Genomic DNA, 18,029 nt, shown 5'->3' with positions numbered 1-18,029 from the left:
TAGTTAAAAGGTAGATCGCTCTCCTGCTGGTTGCAATAGCGTAACAAACACCCATCCGAGAACACTATTATTTCCGCTCGACGGCCGCCGGCCCCAATAGTTCCACCCAGCGCCGCACATCGATCGTCATCCAGATCATCCAGCCGAGCACCACAAAGGCTAGGAACGGCTTGACCACCCGGTCGACCTCGAGCGCGCCGTGGAAAGCGATGATCAACACCGCCACCATCAGCAGCCAGGCCCGCTGGTCATGCGTGTTGCGCTTGAGCAGCATCAGCGCGAGGCCGGCCAAAGTCGGCGTCAGCACGAGGAAAGACAGAAACTCGTTCCGCGGCCCGAACAGGTTGATGTAGCAGGCCGCATAGAGCGTCACCGCCACGGCGAAGACGACGATGTTGCCGTAACGCGCAATACGCCACACCAGAGCGAGGACGCCGAGCGCGGCGGCGAGGCGGATCGCGGTCTGCACGCCATGCGGCAGCACGATACCAAAAGTGTCGAGCATGGTGGCGAAGTCGGCCTGGTAGAGCCACTGCCCTGGCTCGACCGTGGTCAGTTGCTGCAGCTTGGCGATCCAGATGCGGTACTGCTCCGCCACATAGGCCGGATGGCCGAAGGCGAATGGCAGCGCCAGCGCGGCGACCAAAGCCAGCGTCAGCCAGACGCGCATCTTTGGCTGCGTCGCACCGCATAGCAGCAACATCACCAGCGACAGCGGCTTGATGACGATGCTGAAGAACAGCCACAGCGAGGCGACGATCCACTGGCGCTTGGCGATCGCGACCGCCGCCAGCATCATGAAGGCGGTCATGCCGACCTGCGCCTGCACGTATTTAAGATTGAACCAGGCGTTCGGGATGTTGAGGATGAGTAGAATACCCGTGAGATTGACGACATCGGCGCGGCTCTGCTCCGGCAGCAATAGCCGCATCATCGCATAGGCCGCCCAGGTCAACAGCGCGGCGGAAATCGCGGTCGCGATGGTCGCGGCCACGACGGGCGAGAACATCGGCAACGGTCCGAGCACCAGCAGCGATACCGGCCAGTACAGGTACTCGCCGAGCGTGGACATGTCGTAGACTTGGCCGCCGCTCCAGAAGCCGTGCGCGGCGTTCAGGTAGGCCTGGAAGGTGGAGCCGAAACGGCGCGGATGCACGCGGACCAACGTGGCAACGATAAAGACGATCCAGAGACCCCAGCCGATCCACGGATAGCGCAGGAAGAACGCGGCGACGCGATCCTCGATGCGCAACAGGTTATCGTAGCTGAAGAAGCTCGCGGTGCCGCTCTTGGTGTCCAAGGCCCTGCCCTCTCGTTACGGGCAAGCGCATATCACGACCGCGGCGGCACCACCATGACCGTATAACGCCGCGGCTCGGCACCGGGCTGGCCCGGCGTCCGAATGATCGTTGTCTGGTTGGTCTGGAACGGCGCACCATCCATCTCGGCCCTGGCGCGCGACAGGCAAGCCTCGTCGCCGGCAAAGCAGATCTGCACCATACCGGCGCGCCGCAAGGTCACCGGGTCGGGCAGCACAATGAAACCGGGCACGAGCGCGCGCGGCTTGTCGGTTGCATAGGCGGTCACCGGTAGCACGATGTCACCGTCGCCGCCGATATAGCGCAGCGGGTAAGGCACGATCTGATGCCACAGCCGTTCGACCTCACGCGCCAGCAGCGGCGCCTGTGCCGCCGCCGAAGGTGGACCCTTTGGCTTATTCTGGTCGGCAATGAACGGCGACGCGACGAGCAGGATCAGCGGCAAAATCGCGGCGAAGATCGCAACGCGTTCGCTGTCGACCGGCCGCCACGTCACCTGTTTCGGCGACAACAGCATGACGGGCAGCAAGGTCCAGGCCGACATCGACCACAGCGACGTGATCTGCACGCCGGCGAGCAAGGCTGCGGCCGCCGGCAATAGCAGCGGCGCCCAGAAGGACAGCGCCACCAGCCGGCGATCGTCATCCCAGGGCCAAGCCATGTCGCGCAATGTCGTAGCATTCACGCGCGCGACGACGAAGACGATGATCGCCGGTAGCGCGACATAGCCGAATGAGCCGGCGAGATAGCCGATCGCGGCGATAACGGTTGCGCCGAACGATTTCGCCTCATGCACGGCCGAGGCGTATTTGAAGGTGGAGAAATCGTGCTCGGCGAGCCAGATGACATGCGGCGCGATCAGCGCCGCGCCGACCATGACCGTGATCCATGGCGCCGCCGAACGGAAATAGGCGCTACGCCGGCGGTCGGCGAGCGCGGCGATCACCAAGCCGGCGATAAGAAAGATCGACCAGTATTTGCCGAGCATGGCGGCGGCGGCAAATATGCCGGCGAAAGCCGCGGCGCGTGGGCGGCGCGTCGTATAGGAACGCAGGAAGAAGAACGTGGTGAGCGCCCACAGCGGCATCAGCACTGTGTTCACGTTGAACTTCAGCGCGTGGAAGGAAAAGAACGGGATCAGCGTCATGATCGCCAAACCCGCGACGCGCTTTTCCAGTGACAGGTAGTCGGCCGAGATCAACCAGATCACCCACAGCGCGATGGCCGGCATGAGCATCGCCAGCAGGTAGTACGACCAGTTGGCAACGGGCACGAGTTCAAACCAGCCGCGCACCAGCCACGCCGATAACGGCGGATGCTTGAGGTAGCCGAAGTCGAGATCGCGCGACCATGCGATGATCTCGGTCATGTCGGGATGGAAGCCCGCCGGGCCCTTGGTGATGACGCCATAGGCGGTCCACACCGCCACGTAGGCGATGAGCGCGAAGAACACCGTCACATTGGCGTTGGCCGGATCGGCGACGGAGACGCGCAGGTTTTTGAGGGCGGCGGCAAGGCGAAGCATGGCCTGCCTATGCCACGGCGCGCGGCGGGCGTCACGTTCGCTTCTTTTCCCTCCCCCGCGAAGCGGTGGGGAGGGGAAGGAGCTGCTCAGATTTCCTTGTAATAAAAACTCGTCGCGGTCGGCACGCCGGCGGTCGAGAGCGCGTGGCCCGGTACGATGCCATATTGGACCCAGCCACGGCACCGATATAGCAGGTCGCCGGACGAGCCGGCCGTCGTGTCGAGCATCAACAGCGTGCGGCCCTTGGCGCGCGCCAGCGCCTCGACGGCATCCAGCAGTTTGCTGCCGAGTCCCTGCCGCCGCAGCGTCGACAGCACCAGCATCTTGCCGACATCGGCGCGGTGCGGCTGGTTCGGCTGCGGCGCCAAAGTCAGCACCACGGTGCCGACCAGTTTCTCGCCGTCGTCAGCAACCAGCAGATGCCGGCTGCCATCGGCGATGCCGGGAATCTGGCCGCGCCAGTACGCTTCCGCCTCGGCTTGCGTGAAGCCGGCGAGGAAGTTCACCGAGGCGCCACCCTCCACCGCATCGCGCAGGATGACGCCGAGTTCGGCGACACGGCGCTCGGCTTCCGCCGCGTCAAGTTCACGAATGACGATGGCACTCATGCTCTTATTTCCATCAAAGACGCGACGCGCGGGGCGCGACAACGACCAGGTAATGCGCCGCCTTGGTCCCTGGATTGTGGAATGACACAGGCTGGCCGAGATTCAGGAAGAGGCAGTCGCCGGTCTCCAGACGGTGCGTGGTGTCGCCAACCGTTATCTCCATGCGGCCCGTGAGCAACACGATCTGCTGGTCCACCGCCGGCGTGCGCGACGATTCAATCGTCACCGACGCGCCGGGCGGAAACTCGACATCGACAATGTCAGCGGCCGCGCCGCAATTCGGCGGCGTGATCACGCGCCGCACATAGCCGCTGCCGGGATCGCGCCACACTGCCTGATCGGCGCGGCGCGACACCGGCGAGGCCGCACGCTCAGTCTCGGCGAACAACGTCGACAGGGTGACATCGAGGCCGGCGCAGACACGGCCGAGCAGTTGCGCCGTCGGATTCGATTCGCCGCGCTCGATACGGGACAGCATGGCGCGACTGACGCCGGCTTTGTCGGCCAGCGCGTCCAACGTCAGGCCACGCGCGGCGCGCAGGCTCCGGACGCGCTCGCCAATGGCGCGGTCCAAGGGGTCAATGGTGGCGCCGGCTTGTTCCATGATCAGAGCCTACAATTCCATTATATTGGAATCAAGCCCGCGAACCCGCCGTTAACGCCGAGCCACCACACTGCCGCTGCCATGGCGCAGCAGATCCTGGAAAAAACGGTTGTTCAGACGCCGCTTGGGCTGGCGCCCCCGCTGGCGCCGGCGGCCGAACCCGCGCCTGAACTGACCGTCGTCCTGCCGGCCTTCAACGAGCGCGCCAACATTCCGGTGATGGTCGAGCGGCTCTCGCTGGCGCTCGAAGGGATCGATTGGGAAGTCATCGTTGTCGACGACAATTCTCCGGACGGCACCAGCGCCGTCACCCGCGCCATCGGCGCGCAGGACCGACGGGTGCGCTGCATCCGCCGCGTCGGCCGCCGCGGCCTCGCCGGCGCCTGCATCGAGGGCATGCTGGCCTCCAGCGCGCGTTATGTCGCCGTCATGGATGCCGACGGCCAGCATGACGAGACCGTGCTCACGCGAATGGTCGCGACCTTGCGCGAAGGCCGGACCGATCTCGTCGTCGCCTCGCGCTATCTCGACGGCACCACGGACACCGGCTTTTCCGCCGGCCGCGCCAAGGCCAGCCAGTGGTCCACGGCGCTGGCGCGCAAACTGCTCAAGGTCGAACTGACCGATCCGATGAGCGGCTTTTTCATGCTCCGCCGCGACGTCATTGACGATCTGGCGCCGAAGCTATCCACGCAAGGCTTCAAGATCCTGCTCGATATCGCCGCCACCGGCCGCGACACCTTGCGCGTCGCCGAGCTGCCTTATGTCTTCGGCGCGCGGCTCGCCGGCGAGAGCAAGCTGGATGCCCGTGTCGCGCTCGACTTCGGCCAGCTGCTGCTCGCCAAACTGACCAATGATGCGGTGTCGTACCGCTTCGTGCTGTTCTGCCTCGTCGGCTTAACCGGTATCGGCGCGCATATGGCGGCCCTCACCGCGCTGCATGCGCTCGGCGTCGAAAGTTTCGGCCTGCAGCAGACCATCGCCACCATGGTCGCCATCGCCTGGAACTACGTCTTCAACAACGCCTACACCTACCGCGACCAGCGCCTGACCGGCTGGGCCTTCGTCCGGGGCCTGATCGAATTCCAGCTGATCTGCTCGGTCGGGGCGATTTCCAATATCGGCGTCGCCAGCCTGATCTACGCCGGCGGCCCGAGCTGGTGGATTGCCGGCCTAGGTGGGGCGGTGATGGGGGCGGTGTGGAATTACACCGTTTCCGCCGCGGTGGTCTGGAAGGCGCATTAATTGGTCATTCCCGGGCGCCGCCGGCGGCCTAGCCGGAATGACAATTAGATCGCCTTGCTGGCCCCGGATTCGGGTGTTATCTCGCGGCCATGACGTCCGCCCCCATCCAGAATATCCGCAATTTCTCCATCGTCGCCCATATCGACCATGGCAAATCGACTTTGGCCGACCGGCTGATCCAGCTCACCGGCGGCCTCGATGCGCGCGAAATGGCCGGCAAGGAGCAGGTTCTCGACAATATGGAGATCGAGAAGGAGCGCGGCATTACCATCAAGGCGCAGACCGTGCGCCTGAATTACAAGGCGCAGGACGGCAAGGATTACATCCTCAACCTCATCGACACGCCCGGCCATGTCGACTTCGCTTATGAGGTGAACCGGTCGCTCGCCGCCTGCGAAGGCTCGCTGCTGGTGGTCGACGCCTCGCAGGGCGTCGAGGCGCAGACGCTCGCCAATGTCTATCACGCGCTCGACGCCGGCCACGAGATCGTGCCCGTGCTCAACAAGATCGACCTGCCGGCCGCCGAGCCGGAGAAGATCAAGAAGCAGATCGAGGACGTCATCGGTCTCGACGCGTCGGACGCCATCGGCATTTCGGCCAAGACCGGGCTCAACATCGATCAGGTGCTGGAAGCCATCGTGCATCGCCTGCCGCCGCCGAAGGGCGACCGCGACGCGACGCTCAAGGCCCTCCTCGTCGACTCTTGGTACGACGTCTATCTCGGCGTCGTCGTTCTGGTGCGCATCATCGACGGTGTGCTCAAGAAGGGCCAGCGCATCCGCATGATGGGCACCAACTCGGCCTATGACGTGGATCGCACCGGCGTGTTCACGCCGAAGCTGACGCCGGTCGACGAACTCGGCCCCGGCGAGATCGGCATGCTCACCGCGTCGATCAAGGAAGTGGCGGATACGCGGGTCGGCGACACCATCACTGACGACCGCAAGCCGATCGACGCGCCGCTGCCCGGCTTCCAGCCGGCGATCCCGGTCGTGTTCTGCGGCCTGTTCCCGGTCGATGCGGCGCAGTTCGAAGACCTGCGCGGCGCCATGGGCAAGCTGCGCCTCAACGACGCGTCGTTCTCATTCGAAATGGAAACCTCCGCCGCGCTCGGCTTCGGCTTCCGCTGCGGCTTCCTCGGCCTGCTGCATTTGGAAATCATCCAGGAGCGGCTGGAGCGCGAATTCAATCTCGACCTGATCGCGACCGCGCCCTCGGTCATTTACAAGATGAACCTGCGCGACGGATCCCAGATCGAAATTCACAATCCGGTCGACATGCCGGACGTGATGCAGATCCTCTCCATCGAGGAACCGTGGATCGAAGCCACCATCCTGACGCCGGACGAATATCTCGGCGCCGTGCTCAAGCTGTGCCAGGACCGCCGCGGTTCGCAGAAGGAACTCACTTACGTCGGCAACCGCGCGATGGTGAAATACGAACTGCCGCTCAACGAAGTGGTGTTCGACTTCTACGACCGGCTGAAATCGGTGTCGAAGGGCTACGCCTCGTTCGACTATCACCTCACCGATTATCGCGAGGCCGACCTCGTCAAGATGTCGATCCTGGTCAATGACGAGCCGGTCGACGCGCTTGCCATGCTGGTCCACCGCACCCGCGCCGAGTCGCGCGGACGCGGCATGGTCGAGAAGCTGAAGGAACTGATCCCGCCGCACATGTTCCAGGTGCCGATCCAGGCCGCCATCGGCGGCAAGATCATCGCCCGCGAAACTGTGCGCGCTTTGCGCAAGGACGTGACCGCCAAGTGCTACGGCGGCGACGCCACCCGCAAGCGCAAACTTCTGGACAAGCAAAAGAAGGGCAAGAAGAAGATGCGCCAGTACGGGAAGGTCGACATCCCGCAGGAAGCGTTTATTGCCGCACTGAAGGTGGATGTGTAGGTACGAGCAGCCAATTCAATTCTTGTCTGCTGCTACATAGTAGCCATACGGACCATTCATGGATTCACCTGGTTTTGCTCAATACAATTAATTGCAAACCAGCGGCAAGAAAGCGGCGTACCACGCTCAGCAAAACTCATCTTCCCCAACGACTCAATATTCTCTCTCGGAATGAATTCAATCCGGTTATTTACTGGGTCTCTGAAAAGAACGCCTTTGTCGAAATTTCTCAGCGGCACCCTAAGAATTGAATCATGAGCGTCTTTCAATTTTAGAATATAAGGCTCCTTTGAAACAATCATATCACCGCTCGCGCTAATATAACCTAAGTAAAACAGAGCCGCGAAGGCCGGACCGCTACCTCTAAGCAATAGACGAATTTCGGCAGGAAAGCCGTTTACTCCCTGCAATGGAAGTATTTTTTCAAAGACGACCAACCAAAGATAAACAAACGCAATTAGATAAAGCAGCTTGAGACTTTCGACGCCAAAAATAAAAACCAAAATAGGTGGGATAACAATAAGAGCTGGCAAAACCCACGTACGCCAATCGCGTGTCGGCACGGAAGGAGGCGCCTCCCACACCCATTTCCAGTGCCACCAGCTAATAATCGTGATTAGCGCAAAAGGCGCCCATAGGGCGGCGTTAGCAAAATAGTCGCTGGCCGTTATGAACGTTTGAAAGAAATTTCCGCCCAGGCGATAGAAATAGCCAAGCTCATGACCGCTAGATAGGGCAATTATCAACACAGTTGATACTGTGATGAATGTTGCGGCTTTCTCAAGTGTCATGTCGTGCTCCTTATTGGAGCGCCTCCCAGCCGGGCGCGCCAACGAATCGTGGTCCACCGTCCAACTTTACAGATAAGCGGCGGGTTACGCCTTCGGCTAACCCGCCCTACGTACTTCCTGGCCTCATCCTGAGGAACAAGCAAAGGGAGCCTCGAAGGTCGAGGACGCTCCATCCTTCGAGACGCGACCTGTGACCGTTCCTCAGGATGAGGCGGATTGAGGCCCGCGCGTCATCTCTCTCCTTGCACCCGCACAATTGACGCCGCTCCGGCACCTCAGCCACACTGCCTGAAAATCAAAACCATATCGGGAGAAACGGCATGCTGAGCACCGACGACCTCACACGGGCCAAGGACAAGCTCTACACCCCCGTCCTCTCCGACGTGCTCGACAGCCTCGGCCACACCGGACAGGCGATGACGCCCAACATCCGTCCGCTCGACGAGGCGCAGGTGCTCATCGGCCGCGCCCGCACCGGCGCCTATATGGCGGTGTGCGATGCCGGGCCCGAGGGCGAGAACCCCTACGAACTCGAAATCAAGCTGATCGACGACATCAAGCCGGGCGAAATCCCCGTGCTCGGCTGCGCCGGCAACCTCACCATCGCGCCGTGGGGCGAACTGCTCACCACTGCGACCAAAATGCGCGGCGGCGTCGGCTGCGTCACGGACGGGCTCACCCGCGACGTGCGCTTCATCCGCGACATGAAATTTCCAGTGTTCGCCGGCGGCATCGGCCCGCTCGATTCGCGCGGCCGCGGCAAGATGCTGGAGATCGACCGGCCGATGCAATGCGGCGGCGTCAAGGTGCGCTCGGGCGACATCGTGTTCGGCGACGTCGACGGCGTCGTCGTCATCCCGCGCGAGATCGAGGACAAGGTGTTCGAGGCGGCGTTCAGGAAGGTTGAGGGCGAAAACCGCTCGCGCGACGAACTGCTGCAGGGCAAGCTGCTGGCGGATGTCTATAAAAAGTATGGGATTTTGTGAGGCCGCGAAAATATGTAGCCCGGATAGAGCGAAGCGAAATCCGGGGCTTCTCGTCCGCCGCCCCGCATTCCGCTCCGCTCCACGCGGACTACAAGAACAAGTCGTCCCTACTGACTCGCCACGAGATTAAGCCGCTTCAACAGGTCGCCCCACTTTACGGTCTCGGCCTGCATGAAGGCTTTTGTCGCGGCCGGGCTGAGCGGCGGCTTCATCGGCATCAGGCCCATCGTCTCGATACGGCCGACGATCGCCGGGTCCTTGAAAGCTTCGATCATCGCCGCCGACAGCGCATCAATGACAGGCTGAGGCGTCTTGGCCGGCGCGACGATGGCGTGCCACGACACCGCTTCGAAATCCGGTGCGCCGATGACTTCGGCGATGGTCGGGACGTCCGGCAGTTGCGGCAGCCGCGCCGACGAACTGACGCCGAGCGCCCGCAGCTTGCCGTCCTTGATCAGCGGAATGGCGACCGACGGATCGGAGAACGCCAGATCGACATGCCGCGCCGCGACGTCGCCCACGGCCTGCGGCCAGTTGCCCTTGTAGGGCACGTGGTTGAGATCGATGCCGAGCTTCATCTTCAGGAGTTCGCCCGCCAGATGCGGCGCCAGAGCGACGCCCGATGAGGCGTAGGTAATCTTCCCCGGCTCGGCCTTCGCCGCTTTCGTCAGTTCGGGCAGCGACTTGATCGGCGATTGCGCGCTGGTGACGAGGATGAACGGTGTCTTCAGGTAAACCGCGATCGGCGCGAAATCCCTCGCGGCATCGTAAGGCAGCGATTTGAAGAAGATGCCGTTGATCGCGAAGACGCCGCTGGACGCGACGAACAAGGTGCGGCCGTCCGGCTGCGCGCGGGACACGAATTCGGCGGCGACGTTGCCGGCCGCCGCGCCGCGGTTTTCGACAACGAACGGCTTGCCGAAGCGGGTGGACAGCGCCTGCCCATACATGCGTGTGATCACATCCATCGCCGAGCCGGCGCCCAGCCCAACCACCACGGTCACATTGCCGGACGGATAGTCATCGGCGCGGACAGGTGCAGCCGAACTGAATGCAAGAATAGCCGCGATCAAAGAAGCAGCAATGGCGCGGTGCACCATGATTTCCCCCCGGTTATTTTTTACTTTTTATCGCCGGGCAGTTTCTACGAACGGACCGTGAAAATCAAATCCCGCGCATCAGCCCGCCATCGACCTTCAGATTCTGTCCGGTGATGTAGCCGGCGCCATCCGACACGAGAAACGCCACCGTGGCGGCGATCTCCTCGGACTTGCCGTAGCGCTGCATCGGCACGCTGTCGCGGCGCGCATCCTGCTGCGGCAATGAATCGATCCAGCCCGGCAGCACATTGTTCATCCGCACATTGCTCGCGGCATATTGATCGGCGAACAATTTGGTGAAGGCGGCGAGCCCGGCGCGGAACACGCCCGAGGTCGGAAACATCGGGCTCGGCTCGAAGGCCCAGGCCGTCGAGATGTTGACGATTGCGCCCTCCTTTTGCGCGGCCATGATCGGCGCGACGAGGCGCGTGGGGCGGATCGCACTCATCAAGTACACATCCATGCCGGTGTGCCACTGCTCGTCGGTGATCTTGAGTATCTCGTCGCGTGGGCCGTGACCGGCGCTGTTGACCAGCGCATCGACGCGGCCCCACTTCGCCATGGTCTCGTCGACCAGCCGCTTGAGATCGTCGTTCGACTGGTTGGACCCGGTGACGCCGATGCCGCCGAGTTCCTTCGCCAGCGCCTCACCTTTGCCGGACGACGACAGGACCGCGACCTTGTAGCCGTCGGCGGCCAGCTTCCTCGCGCAGGCCGCGCCCATGCCGCTGCCGCCCGCTGTCACGATCGCAACCTTCATCTCGCACTCCTGGAATCGAATGGAGCGCGATCATGGAGAGGGGCCGCGCCTCGTGCAATGCGCCGCGTTTCGAATCGAACGCACTTGTTGACACTATTCCTATAATGTGGCATTCTTCCTCTGTCTGCACTTGCCTCCCCCACCGTCTCGAGCGGTGACGAGGCGAGCGGAGGCCGGTGCGCCGACACTGCGCATCGATGATGGAGCGTCGGGAGGCGCAGCCGGTTCCGCTGAACCGGCGCGTGCTCTCGCAAAGCACGCTCGGCGGGCCCGATCGCAAGGGACTCCGCCATCTGGGGGCCTCGCAAGCCCCCATGGCGCCTCCCGAGGCTCCATTAAAATAAACCGGGACGCCGGCGCCCCCGCGCCGCTCAAAGAACAGGGGCGATGTTGCGCGCCTGCTTCCCTTGTCGTCCTCCGCGAAGGCGGAGGACCCAGCGCTTGACGCATTCTGGCAGCAAGCAATAGCTGGATCGTTCGCGCACGATGACACCTGAGGGAGCCTCATGCCCATCAAACCAATCGCCGACTTCTCCGCCTTCGACGCGCTCGACATTCGCGTCGGCCGCATCGTCAAGGTCGAGGAGGCGAAGACGAAGAAACCGACCTGGCGCCTGACCATCGACTTCGGCGACGAGATCGGCACCAAGGTGTCGTGCGGCGCCTATCGCAATTATCCGAAGGAGGCGCTGATCGGCCGCCAGGTGCTGGCGGTCGTCAATTTCGCACCGCGCAAGATGGGGCCGGAAGTGTCGGAGGTGCTGACGCTCGGCGTGCCGGGCGACGCCGGCGCGACGATCTACGTCACGCCGCAACAGGAGGTCGAACTCGGCGTTCCCCTGTTCTAGCCCGCATGATCCCGAAAAGTGGATTCCGGTTTTCGGACAAGATCATGCGGAATGAAGGAGGAACGCTTCACTTTGCCGCGCGTTCAGCGAATGGGGAACGAACGCAAGGAGAAGCAACATGCCCCGCGGCAGCAAGGCGGCCTACACCGGCAAGCAGAAGCGCAAGGCCGAGCACATCGAGGAAGGCTACGAGAAACGCGGCGTCTCGCACAAGGAAGCCGAGCGGCGCGCCTGGGCCACAGTCAACAAGGAAACCGGCGGCGGCAAGAAATCGGGCTCCGGCCGGGGCAAGAAAGAGAGCCACGCCTCGTCCCGCAAGGGCGGCAGGATCGGCGGCCGTGCTTCGGCTGCGCGCTCCAAGGCGGCGCGCTCACGCTCGGCCAAGAAGGCGGCGGCGACGCGCAAGCGGCGCGGGCATTGAGACTCTAGAAATCATCCCACTGCACCGCGCGGCGCGAGTGAGCACGCGGTGGCTCGATGAAGATTTCCTCGAAGCCATAAGGCGGCGGGCTGATGCGCTGGCGCACGATCCGTTCCTCATGCACGACGCGCTTGCGCGGCCGGAACTCGACCGTCCGCGTGCCGCGCGAGCGGCGCGCTTCCGGCTCCGCTCCGGGGCGGCTGCCGATGATGTCGATGCGCACCGCGCCGGCGTTACGCTTGACGAGATCGAACAGCACCGCGGCGTTCTTCGGATGCAGGCGGATGCAGCCATGCGAAGCCGGACGGCCGAGGCGCGAGATCTCGGTGCTGCCGTGGATGGCATAGCCGCCGGCAAAGAAGATCGAATAGGGCATCGGCGACCAGTCGTACTTGCGCGAGTACCATTGACGCTCAAGGCGCTGCGGCCGGTAGGTGCCGTTCGGCGTGTTGTAGCCCCAGCGCGCGGTCGAGACCGGCCAGCGATATTGCGGGACGCCGTCGACCTCCACGGTGAGTTCCTGCGTCGACTTGTTCACGGTGACGAGAACGCCGGCCTGCGCCGCATGAGCGGCGAGCGACAGCGCGAGCGCGAGCGCGAACAAGGTGGCGGCTAGACGACGCATGACAAAACTCCCGGCGCCTGTTTACTGTAACCAAGGCCGGCTCCGGGCGGCCATTACTAAATGTGGTTAGCGCACGATTCCGTATTTGCGATCGAGGCTGCGCAGCCAGGCCTCACGCCCGCGCAGCACCTCGGCCTCGCTGCCGACCGACGTGAATTTCTCGACGCGGATCGGCCGAGCCTTTTGGACGACGGCAGGCCGTGCCAGCGGCAGCGCGTCCGGCGTCACGGTCACCTGGATGATGTCGTCATCGGTCGCCTTCGCCAGCGCCGCCGCTGGATCAGCCTCTTGGTCCAACGCGGCAATGTGGGCATCCGGGCTGTCCTGAATTTTCGGCAGTGGCCCGTTGACCACGACGATGCGCGCGTTGGCGCTGCCACGGGCTCGCACTATGGCGAACAAGGTCGCCGCGTTCTCCTTGCTCAGCCGCACGCAGCCATGCGAGGCACGGCGGCCGAGGTTACGTTCCTCCGTCGTGCCGTGCATGGCGTAGCCGCGGTAGAAGAAGATCGAATGCGGCATCGGCGCCCAGTCGTATTTGCGCGAATACCAGCTCTTCTCGAGCCGCACAGGGCGAAATTTGCCAACCGGCGTGTCATAGCCGCGGCGGCCGGTGGACACCGGCCAGCGATAGCGCTCTGCGCCGTCGACCGCGACGGCTACGCGCTGCTGCGCCTTGCTGATGGTGATGACGATGTCGGCCCGCGCGGCGGACGGCGCGAATGCCATGAGAGCCGCAACGGCGGCAGCAACGCTTAGACAACGCATGACAGAACCTTCCAGAACCCGCGACAGGCTAAGGATCGCCGATCAGGGCCGGGGTTGTAAAGCTTTCGTTAACCATAAAAGTGACTGATGTTATTCGGATTTCAGCGGCGACGACGGATGGAACCCGGCCAGTGCCGGCTTAAACCATGCCGCGCAAATGACCTGACAGGCCCGCGCCAAATCGCTTAAATCGCAAGGTCATGACGTCCCGCGCAGCCATCATCGGTGCCTGCTTCACGCTGCTCGTTGCCGGCGCGTTCGCCGTCGGGCAGACGCTCGACAATGCGCCGGATGCAACGCTGCCGGCCGCTCCCAACGCGCCGGAGGCGAAGCCGCCGGCCATTGTCGCACCGTGGAGCGCACCATCAACGCCTGCCGCACAAATCGCACCTGTGGCGGAAACACCAAACCTCGTCACGCCCCCAACGCCAGCCGAGATCACCAAGCCCGTCGCGCCCGAACCCGCGCCCGCTCCGGTGACGACCGCGCCTGCGACGGAGACACTCGCGCCCGCCATTGCCGCTCCCGCGCCATTGCCGCCAACCAAGCCAGTCATCGCCGACAAGAAAGACGAGCCGGTCCCGGCCAAGCAGCTCTTCGCTGCCGAGAAGCTGCCGAGCCTCGGCAAGGCGATGGCCATTGGCTACTACCCGCGCGGCTGTCTCCAGGGCGGCGTCGCGCTGCCCGTCAACGGCCCGACCTGGCAGGTCATGCGCCTGTCACGCAACCGCAACTGGGGCCACCCGAGCCTCGTGCAGTTCCTTGAGCGCTTCGCGCCCGCTGCCGCCAAGGCGACCGGCTGGAAAGGCATTCTCGTCGGCGACATGGCGCAGCCGCGCGGCGGCCCAACCCCGTTCGGCCACATGAGTCATCAGACCGGCCTCGACGTCGACGTCTGGTTCATGCCGATGCCAAGCCACACTTTGTCGAATGAAGAGCGCGAGAAGGTCTCGGCGATCAATCTCGTTTCGGCGGACTGGAAGAGTATCAATCCGAAGACCTGGACTCCGCAGCATTACGACTTCATCCGCGTCGCCGCGCAGCAGCCCGGTGTAGAGCGCGTGCTGGTCAATGCCGCGATCAAGAAGGAAATGTGCCGGATGCAGAATGGCAAGCATCCGGAGTGGATGGAGAAGGTGCGGCCCTGGTACGCTCACCACGACCACATTCATGTGCGCATGGAATGCCCATCGGACTCGCCCAATTGCCGCAGCCAGCCTTCGGTGCCGGATAGCGATGGCTGCGGCGCCGCGCTCGACTACTGGTTCTCGGACAAAGTGCTGAAGCCGAAGCCCAAGCCGCCGGATGCCAAGCCGGCCAAGCCACCACGGCCGATCACGCTCGCCGATCTGCCGCCAGCCTGCAAAACCGTGCTCGCCGCGCCGGCGAAGGATGGCGAGTAGCTCTTCACTCCACCGGCAACACGTTGGTATACTTCACCTGCTCCAGCGCGAAGCTCGACTCGATCGAAGCGATGCCGTCGAGACGCGTCAGCTTGGTCTTGAGGAAGCGCTCGTAACTCGGCAGATCGGGCACCACGACGCGTAGCAGATAATCGCGCTGTCCGGTCATCAGGTAACACTCGAGCACTTCAGGCCAACGCGAGATGGTCTTGCCGAAACGCTCCAGCATCTCCTCGCGCTGCTTGTCGAGCTTGATCGAGATGAACACGCTCACCGGCAGACCGACCGCGCGCTGGTCGAGAACCGCGACATAGCGGTTGATGATCCCGGCCTTTTCCAAAAGCCGCACGCGGCGCAGGCAGGGCGATGGCGACAGCCCGACCTGCGTCGCCAGGTCGTTGATGCTCATGCGGCCGTCAGCCTGCAACAGATTGAGTATCTTGCGATCGATCGGATCGAGTTTTGCGGTTGGCATAATCTGCCTTCTATGGCCGGCATATTGGCGTATTCAGCTAATTATTGTTGACAAGATAGCGTACTTTGGCAGCCATCGCCATGGCCAAAGGCGCACAATTACTCGTCGTCCCCGAGAAGGCGGGGACGACACTCAGTGAGATCGCCATGGCCCCGACCGCAGATCACCTGAAGTCCCTGAGCGCGCTCGAGCGCAAGGTGCTGTGGCTGGCGAGTTGGACCATCCACAACGCCAACCACATCCGCGAGAATGAGGACGGCCTGAAGGTCGGCGGTCATCAGGCGTCCTCCGCCTCGCTCGCCACCATCATGACCGCGCTTTATTTCGACGTGCTGCGGCCGCAGGACCGCGTCGCGGTGAAGCCGCACGCGTCGCCCAACTTCCACGCCATCCAGTATCTGTTCGGTAAGCAGACCCGCGACAGACTGGAGAACTTCCGCGGCTACAAGGGCGCGCAAAGCTATCCCTCGCGCACCAAGGACACCGACGACGTCGACTTTTCGACTGGCTCGGTCGGCCTCGGCGTCGCGCAGACCTTGTTCTCCTCACTGGTGCAGGACTACGTGAAGGCGCATGGCTGGGCCAAGGATCGTCCCGAAGGCCGCATGGTGGCGCTGGTCGGCGATGCCGAGCTCGATGAAGGCAATATCTTCGAGGCGCTGCTCGACGGCTGGAAGCAGGGCCTGCGCAATTGCTGGTGGGTTATCGACTACAATCGCCAGAGCCTCGATGCCGTGGTGCGTGAAGGCCTGTGGGAGCGCTACGAGCAACTGTTCAAGAATTTCGGCTGGAACGTCGCCATCGTGAAATACGGCTCGTTGCAGCAGGCGGCGTTCAAGGAGCCGGGCGGCGACAAGCTCAGGCACTGGATCGATAACTGTCCGAACCCGCTCTACTCGGCGCTGGTGTTCGCCGGCGGCGCCGCCTGGCGCAAGCGCCTCAATGACGAAATCGGCGATCAGGGCGACGTGTCGAAGCTGATCGAAAAGCGCAGCGACGATGAACTCGCGGCGCTTATGAACAATCTCGGCGGTCACGACCTGCCGGCGCTGCTCGAGGCCTTCCACGGCGCCGATCCGGAAAAGCCAACCTGTTTCATCTGCTACACGGTGAAGGGCTTCGGCCTGCCGATGGCCGGTCATAAAGACAACCACGCCGGCCTGATGACGCCGGCGCAGATGGAAGGCTTCCGCGCCAAGATGAAGGTGCGACCGGGCCACGAATGGGACAAGTTCGAAGGTCTCGACAACACCGAGACTTTGCAGGCTTTCCTCGACAAGGTGCCGTTCGTCTCGGGCGGCGAGCGCCGCCTCACCGCGCCGGTTATTCCGGTGCCGGACACGCTCAATGTTGCGATCCAGCCGGTGATGGCGACACAGACGGGCTTCGGCGCCATCCTCAACGAGATCGGCCGCGGCGACGACGAATTCGCACAGCGCATCGTCACGACCTCGCCGGACGTCACGGTTTCGACCAATCTCGGCCCGTGGGTGAACCGGCGCGGCCTGTTCGCCCGCGAGGCGATGGCCGACACCTTCAAGAGCGAGCAGATCCCCTCAACCTTCAACTGGGAATTCTCGCCGAAGGGCCAGCACATCGAACTCGGCATCGCCGAGTCGAACCTGTTCATCAATCTTTCGGCGCTTGGCCTGTCGCATTCGATCAACGGTGTGCGCCTGCTGCCGATCGGCACCTTGTACGATCCGTTTATTGCCCGCGGGCTCGATCAGCTTAATTACGGCTGCTATCAGGACGCCCGCTTCATGGTGGTGGCGACGCCATCCGGCATTACGCTTGCCGGCGAAGGCGGCGCGCACCAATCCATCGCCCAGCCGCTGATCGGCATGGCACAGGACGGCCTCGCCTCGTTCGAACCGGCTTTCGTCGACGAACTCGCCACCATCATGCGCTGGTCGTTCGACTACATGCAGAAGTCCGGCGGCGAAGTTTCAGAAAGAAATTGGCTGCGCGACGAGACCGGCGGCTCGGTTTATCTGCGCCTGTCGACGCGCCCGATCGAACAGATCAAGCGCGACATGACACCGGGGTTGAAGCAGCAGATCATCGACGGCGCCTACTGGCTGCGCGAGCCAGGCCCGAACTGTCAGGTTGTTGTCGCCTACACCGGCGCCATTGCGCCGGAAGCCATCGCCGCCGTCGGCCTGATGGCGGAAGACCGCCGCGATATCGGCCTACTCGCCGTCACCTCGGCGGATCGACTCAACGCCGGCTGGACCGCAGCGCAGCGCGCCCGCGAACGCGGCCTCGTTCATGCGCGCTCGCATATCGAACGCCTGCTCGGCGGCCTGCAACCGCATTGCGGCATCGTCAGCGTGATCGACGGCCATCCGGCGACCTTGGCGTGGTTAGGGGCCGTGCACGGCCACCGCACCCGCGCGCTCGGCGTCGAGCATTTCGGCCAGACCGGCACCTTGGCCGATCTTTATAAACACTACGGCATCGACACCAATTCGATCATCGCCGCGACGGAAGCCATCGCACCGGGCCGGCCGATGCGATATTTGAAGGCGCTCTGACGCCGAAGCCTCTGCCAGGGCGCGCACGAAATATCGTGCAATCGCAGAGACATCGGCGATCTGTGATCGTGGTCACAGCATTGACACAAGCCTGCGCGTAACTAACAAACTCC

General features: G+C 63.4%; 17 protein-coding genes. 7 read left to right on the top strand and 10 right to left on the bottom strand.

Annotated features, from left to right (window positions below; all coding sequences use genetic code 11):
* Window positions 1-67 precede the first annotated feature (67 nt).
* From E8Q40_RS03670 to E8Q40_RS03655, 4 genes are all read right to left on the bottom strand, one after another.
* Window positions 68-1,300, bottom strand: coding sequence for a glycosyltransferase 87 family protein (locus E8Q40_RS03670; RefSeq protein ID WP_137043110.1), 1,233 nt, complete (start codon window positions 1,298-1,300; stop codon window positions 68-70).
* A 32-nt stretch (window positions 1,301-1,332) separates the two neighbouring features.
* Window positions 1,333-2,844 carry a glycosyltransferase family 39 protein gene (locus E8Q40_RS03665; RefSeq protein WP_137043109.1) on the bottom strand — a complete coding sequence of 504 codons (1,512 nt, stop codon included), beginning with the start codon at window positions 2,842-2,844 and terminating at the stop codon, window positions 1,333-1,335.
* Between the two features lie 86 nt (window positions 2,845-2,930).
* On the bottom strand, window positions 2,931-3,452 hold the full coding sequence (locus tag E8Q40_RS03660) for a GNAT family N-acetyltransferase (RefSeq protein ID WP_137043108.1): 522 nt from the start codon (window positions 3,450-3,452) through the stop codon (window positions 2,931-2,933).
* A gap of 13 nt (window positions 3,453-3,465) precedes the next feature.
* On the bottom strand, window positions 3,466-4,056 hold the full coding sequence (locus tag E8Q40_RS03655) for a helix-turn-helix domain-containing protein (protein ID WP_137043107.1): 591 nt from the start codon (window positions 4,054-4,056) through the stop codon (window positions 3,466-3,468).
* Between the two features lie 81 nt (window positions 4,057-4,137).
* On the opposite strand from E8Q40_RS03655, the gene E8Q40_RS03650 reads away from it, so the two are divergent.
* A complete protein-coding gene (locus E8Q40_RS03650) occupies window positions 4,138-5,301 on the top strand; it encodes a glycosyltransferase family 2 protein (RefSeq protein ID WP_137043106.1) in 1,164 nt (387 codons plus the stop codon).
* Window positions 5,302-5,390: 89 nt separating this feature from the next.
* A complete protein-coding gene (gene lepA / locus E8Q40_RS03645) occupies window positions 5,391-7,202 on the top strand; it encodes a translation elongation factor 4 (protein ID WP_137043105.1) in 1,812 nt (603 codons plus the stop codon).
* Between the two features lie 56 nt (window positions 7,203-7,258).
* Here the strand turns inward: lepA and E8Q40_RS03640 are convergent, their stop codons facing one another.
* Entirely contained in the window at window positions 7,259-7,993 is a 735-nt protein-coding gene (locus tag E8Q40_RS03640; protein ID WP_137043104.1) for a hypothetical protein, read from the bottom strand.
* Window positions 7,994-8,313: 320 nt separating this feature from the next.
* Here E8Q40_RS03640 and E8Q40_RS03630 point away from each other — a divergent pair, with 320 nt between their 5' ends.
* Complete coding sequence (locus tag E8Q40_RS03630; protein WP_137043103.1) at window positions 8,314-8,979, top strand: RraA family protein; 666 nt, start codon at window positions 8,314-8,316, stop codon at window positions 8,977-8,979.
* Between the two features lie 107 nt (window positions 8,980-9,086).
* Here E8Q40_RS03630 and E8Q40_RS03625 read toward each other — a convergent pair whose 3' ends face one another.
* On the bottom strand, window positions 9,087-10,079 hold the full coding sequence (locus E8Q40_RS03625) for a tripartite tricarboxylate transporter substrate binding protein (protein WP_137043102.1): 993 nt from the start codon (window positions 10,077-10,079) through the stop codon (window positions 9,087-9,089).
* A 64-nt stretch (window positions 10,080-10,143) separates the two neighbouring features.
* A complete protein-coding gene (locus E8Q40_RS03620) occupies window positions 10,144-10,839 on the bottom strand; it encodes an SDR family oxidoreductase (RefSeq protein WP_137043101.1) in 696 nt (231 codons plus the stop codon).
* A gap of 506 nt (window positions 10,840-11,345) precedes the next feature.
* Here E8Q40_RS03620 and E8Q40_RS03615 point away from each other — a divergent pair.
* Window positions 11,346-11,687, top strand: coding sequence for a protein secretion chaperonin CsaA (locus E8Q40_RS03615; protein WP_137043100.1), 342 nt, complete (start codon window positions 11,346-11,348; stop codon window positions 11,685-11,687).
* A 118-nt stretch (window positions 11,688-11,805) separates the two neighbouring features.
* Window positions 11,806-12,108 (top strand): plasmid stabilization protein, encoded by a 303-nt coding sequence (locus E8Q40_RS03610; RefSeq protein WP_137043099.1) that lies wholly within the window; start codon window positions 11,806-11,808, stop codon window positions 12,106-12,108.
* Window positions 12,109-12,112: 4 nt separating this feature from the next.
* Here the strand turns inward: E8Q40_RS03610 and E8Q40_RS03605 are convergent, their stop codons facing one another.
* Both E8Q40_RS03605 and E8Q40_RS03600 read right to left on the bottom strand, forming a co-directional pair.
* On the bottom strand, window positions 12,113-12,733 hold the full coding sequence (locus E8Q40_RS03605; protein ID WP_137043098.1) for a L,D-transpeptidase: 621 nt from the start codon (window positions 12,731-12,733) through the stop codon (window positions 12,113-12,115).
* A gap of 66 nt (window positions 12,734-12,799) precedes the next feature.
* Entirely contained in the window at window positions 12,800-13,462 is a 663-nt protein-coding gene (locus E8Q40_RS03600; protein WP_137043097.1) for a L,D-transpeptidase, read from the bottom strand.
* Window positions 13,463-13,701: 239 nt separating this feature from the next.
* On the opposite strand from E8Q40_RS03600, the gene mepA reads away from it, so the two are divergent.
* Window positions 13,702-14,904: a penicillin-insensitive murein endopeptidase gene (mepA, locus tag E8Q40_RS03595; protein ID WP_137043096.1), complete on the top strand. Its 1,203-nt coding sequence runs from the start codon at window positions 13,702-13,704 to the stop codon at window positions 14,902-14,904.
* Between the two features lie 4 nt (window positions 14,905-14,908).
* Here the strand turns inward: mepA and E8Q40_RS03590 are convergent, their stop codons facing one another.
* Window positions 14,909-15,379 carry an Lrp/AsnC family transcriptional regulator gene (locus tag E8Q40_RS03590; protein WP_137043095.1) on the bottom strand — a complete coding sequence of 157 codons (471 nt, stop codon included), beginning with the start codon at window positions 15,377-15,379 and terminating at the stop codon, window positions 14,909-14,911.
* A gap of 146 nt (window positions 15,380-15,525) precedes the next feature.
* On the opposite strand from E8Q40_RS03590, the gene E8Q40_RS03585 reads away from it, so the two are divergent.
* A complete protein-coding gene (locus E8Q40_RS03585; protein ID WP_137043094.1) occupies window positions 15,526-17,916 on the top strand; it encodes a transketolase in 2,391 nt (796 codons plus the stop codon).
* The last annotated feature ends 113 nt before the right edge of the window (window positions 17,917-18,029 follow it).

This window comes from Pseudolabrys sp. FHR47, assembly GCF_005153485.1.
Lineage (GTDB): Bacteria > Pseudomonadota > Alphaproteobacteria > Rhizobiales > Xanthobacteraceae > Pseudolabrys.
The sequence above is the reverse complement of the archived record's forward strand: the minus strand, read 5'-3'. Positions and strand labels throughout refer to the sequence as shown.

Bases quoted from the DNA above. Each gene is read 5' to 3' on its own strand.
- E8Q40_RS03665 (WP_137043109.1), bottom strand. From the start codon at position 2,844: ATGCTTCGCCTTGCCGCCGCCCTCAAAAACCTGCGCGTCTCCGTCGCC.
- E8Q40_RS03660 (WP_137043108.1), bottom strand. From the start codon at position 3,452: ATGAGTGCCATCGTCATTCGTGAACTTGACGCGGCGGAAGCCGAGCGC.
- E8Q40_RS03655 (WP_137043107.1), bottom strand. From the start codon at position 4,056: ATGGAACAAGCCGGCGCCACCATTGACCCCTTGGACCGCGCCATTGGC.
- E8Q40_RS03650 (WP_137043106.1), top strand. From the start codon at position 4,138: ATGGCGCAGCAGATCCTGGAAAAAACGGTTGTTCAGACGCCGCTTGGG.
- lepA (WP_137043105.1), top strand. From the start codon at position 5,391: ATGACGTCCGCCCCCATCCAGAATATCCGCAATTTCTCCATCGTCGCC.
- E8Q40_RS03640 (WP_137043104.1), bottom strand. From the start codon at position 7,993: ATGACACTTGAGAAAGCCGCAACATTCATCACAGTATCAACTGTGTTG.
- E8Q40_RS03630 (WP_137043103.1), top strand. From the start codon at position 8,314: ATGCTGAGCACCGACGACCTCACACGGGCCAAGGACAAGCTCTACACC.
- E8Q40_RS03625 (WP_137043102.1), bottom strand. From the start codon at position 10,079: ATGGTGCACCGCGCCATTGCTGCTTCTTTGATCGCGGCTATTCTTGCA.
- E8Q40_RS03620 (WP_137043101.1), bottom strand. From the start codon at position 10,839: ATGAAGGTTGCGATCGTGACAGCGGGCGGCAGCGGCATGGGCGCGGCC.
- E8Q40_RS03615 (WP_137043100.1), top strand. From the start codon at position 11,346: ATGCCCATCAAACCAATCGCCGACTTCTCCGCCTTCGACGCGCTCGAC.
- E8Q40_RS03610 (WP_137043099.1), top strand. From the start codon at position 11,806: ATGCCCCGCGGCAGCAAGGCGGCCTACACCGGCAAGCAGAAGCGCAAG.
- E8Q40_RS03605 (WP_137043098.1), bottom strand. From the start codon at position 12,733: ATGCGTCGTCTAGCCGCCACCTTGTTCGCGCTCGCGCTCGCGCTGTCG.
- E8Q40_RS03600 (WP_137043097.1), bottom strand. From the start codon at position 13,462: ATGGCATTCGCGCCGTCCGCCGCGCGGGCCGACATCGTCATCACCATC.
- mepA (WP_137043096.1), top strand. From the start codon at position 13,702: ATGACGTCCCGCGCAGCCATCATCGGTGCCTGCTTCACGCTGCTCGTT.
- E8Q40_RS03590 (WP_137043095.1), bottom strand. From the start codon at position 15,379: ATGCCAACCGCAAAACTCGATCCGATCGATCGCAAGATACTCAATCTG.
- E8Q40_RS03585 (WP_137043094.1), top strand. From the start codon at position 15,526: ATGGCCCCGACCGCAGATCACCTGAAGTCCCTGAGCGCGCTCGAGCGC.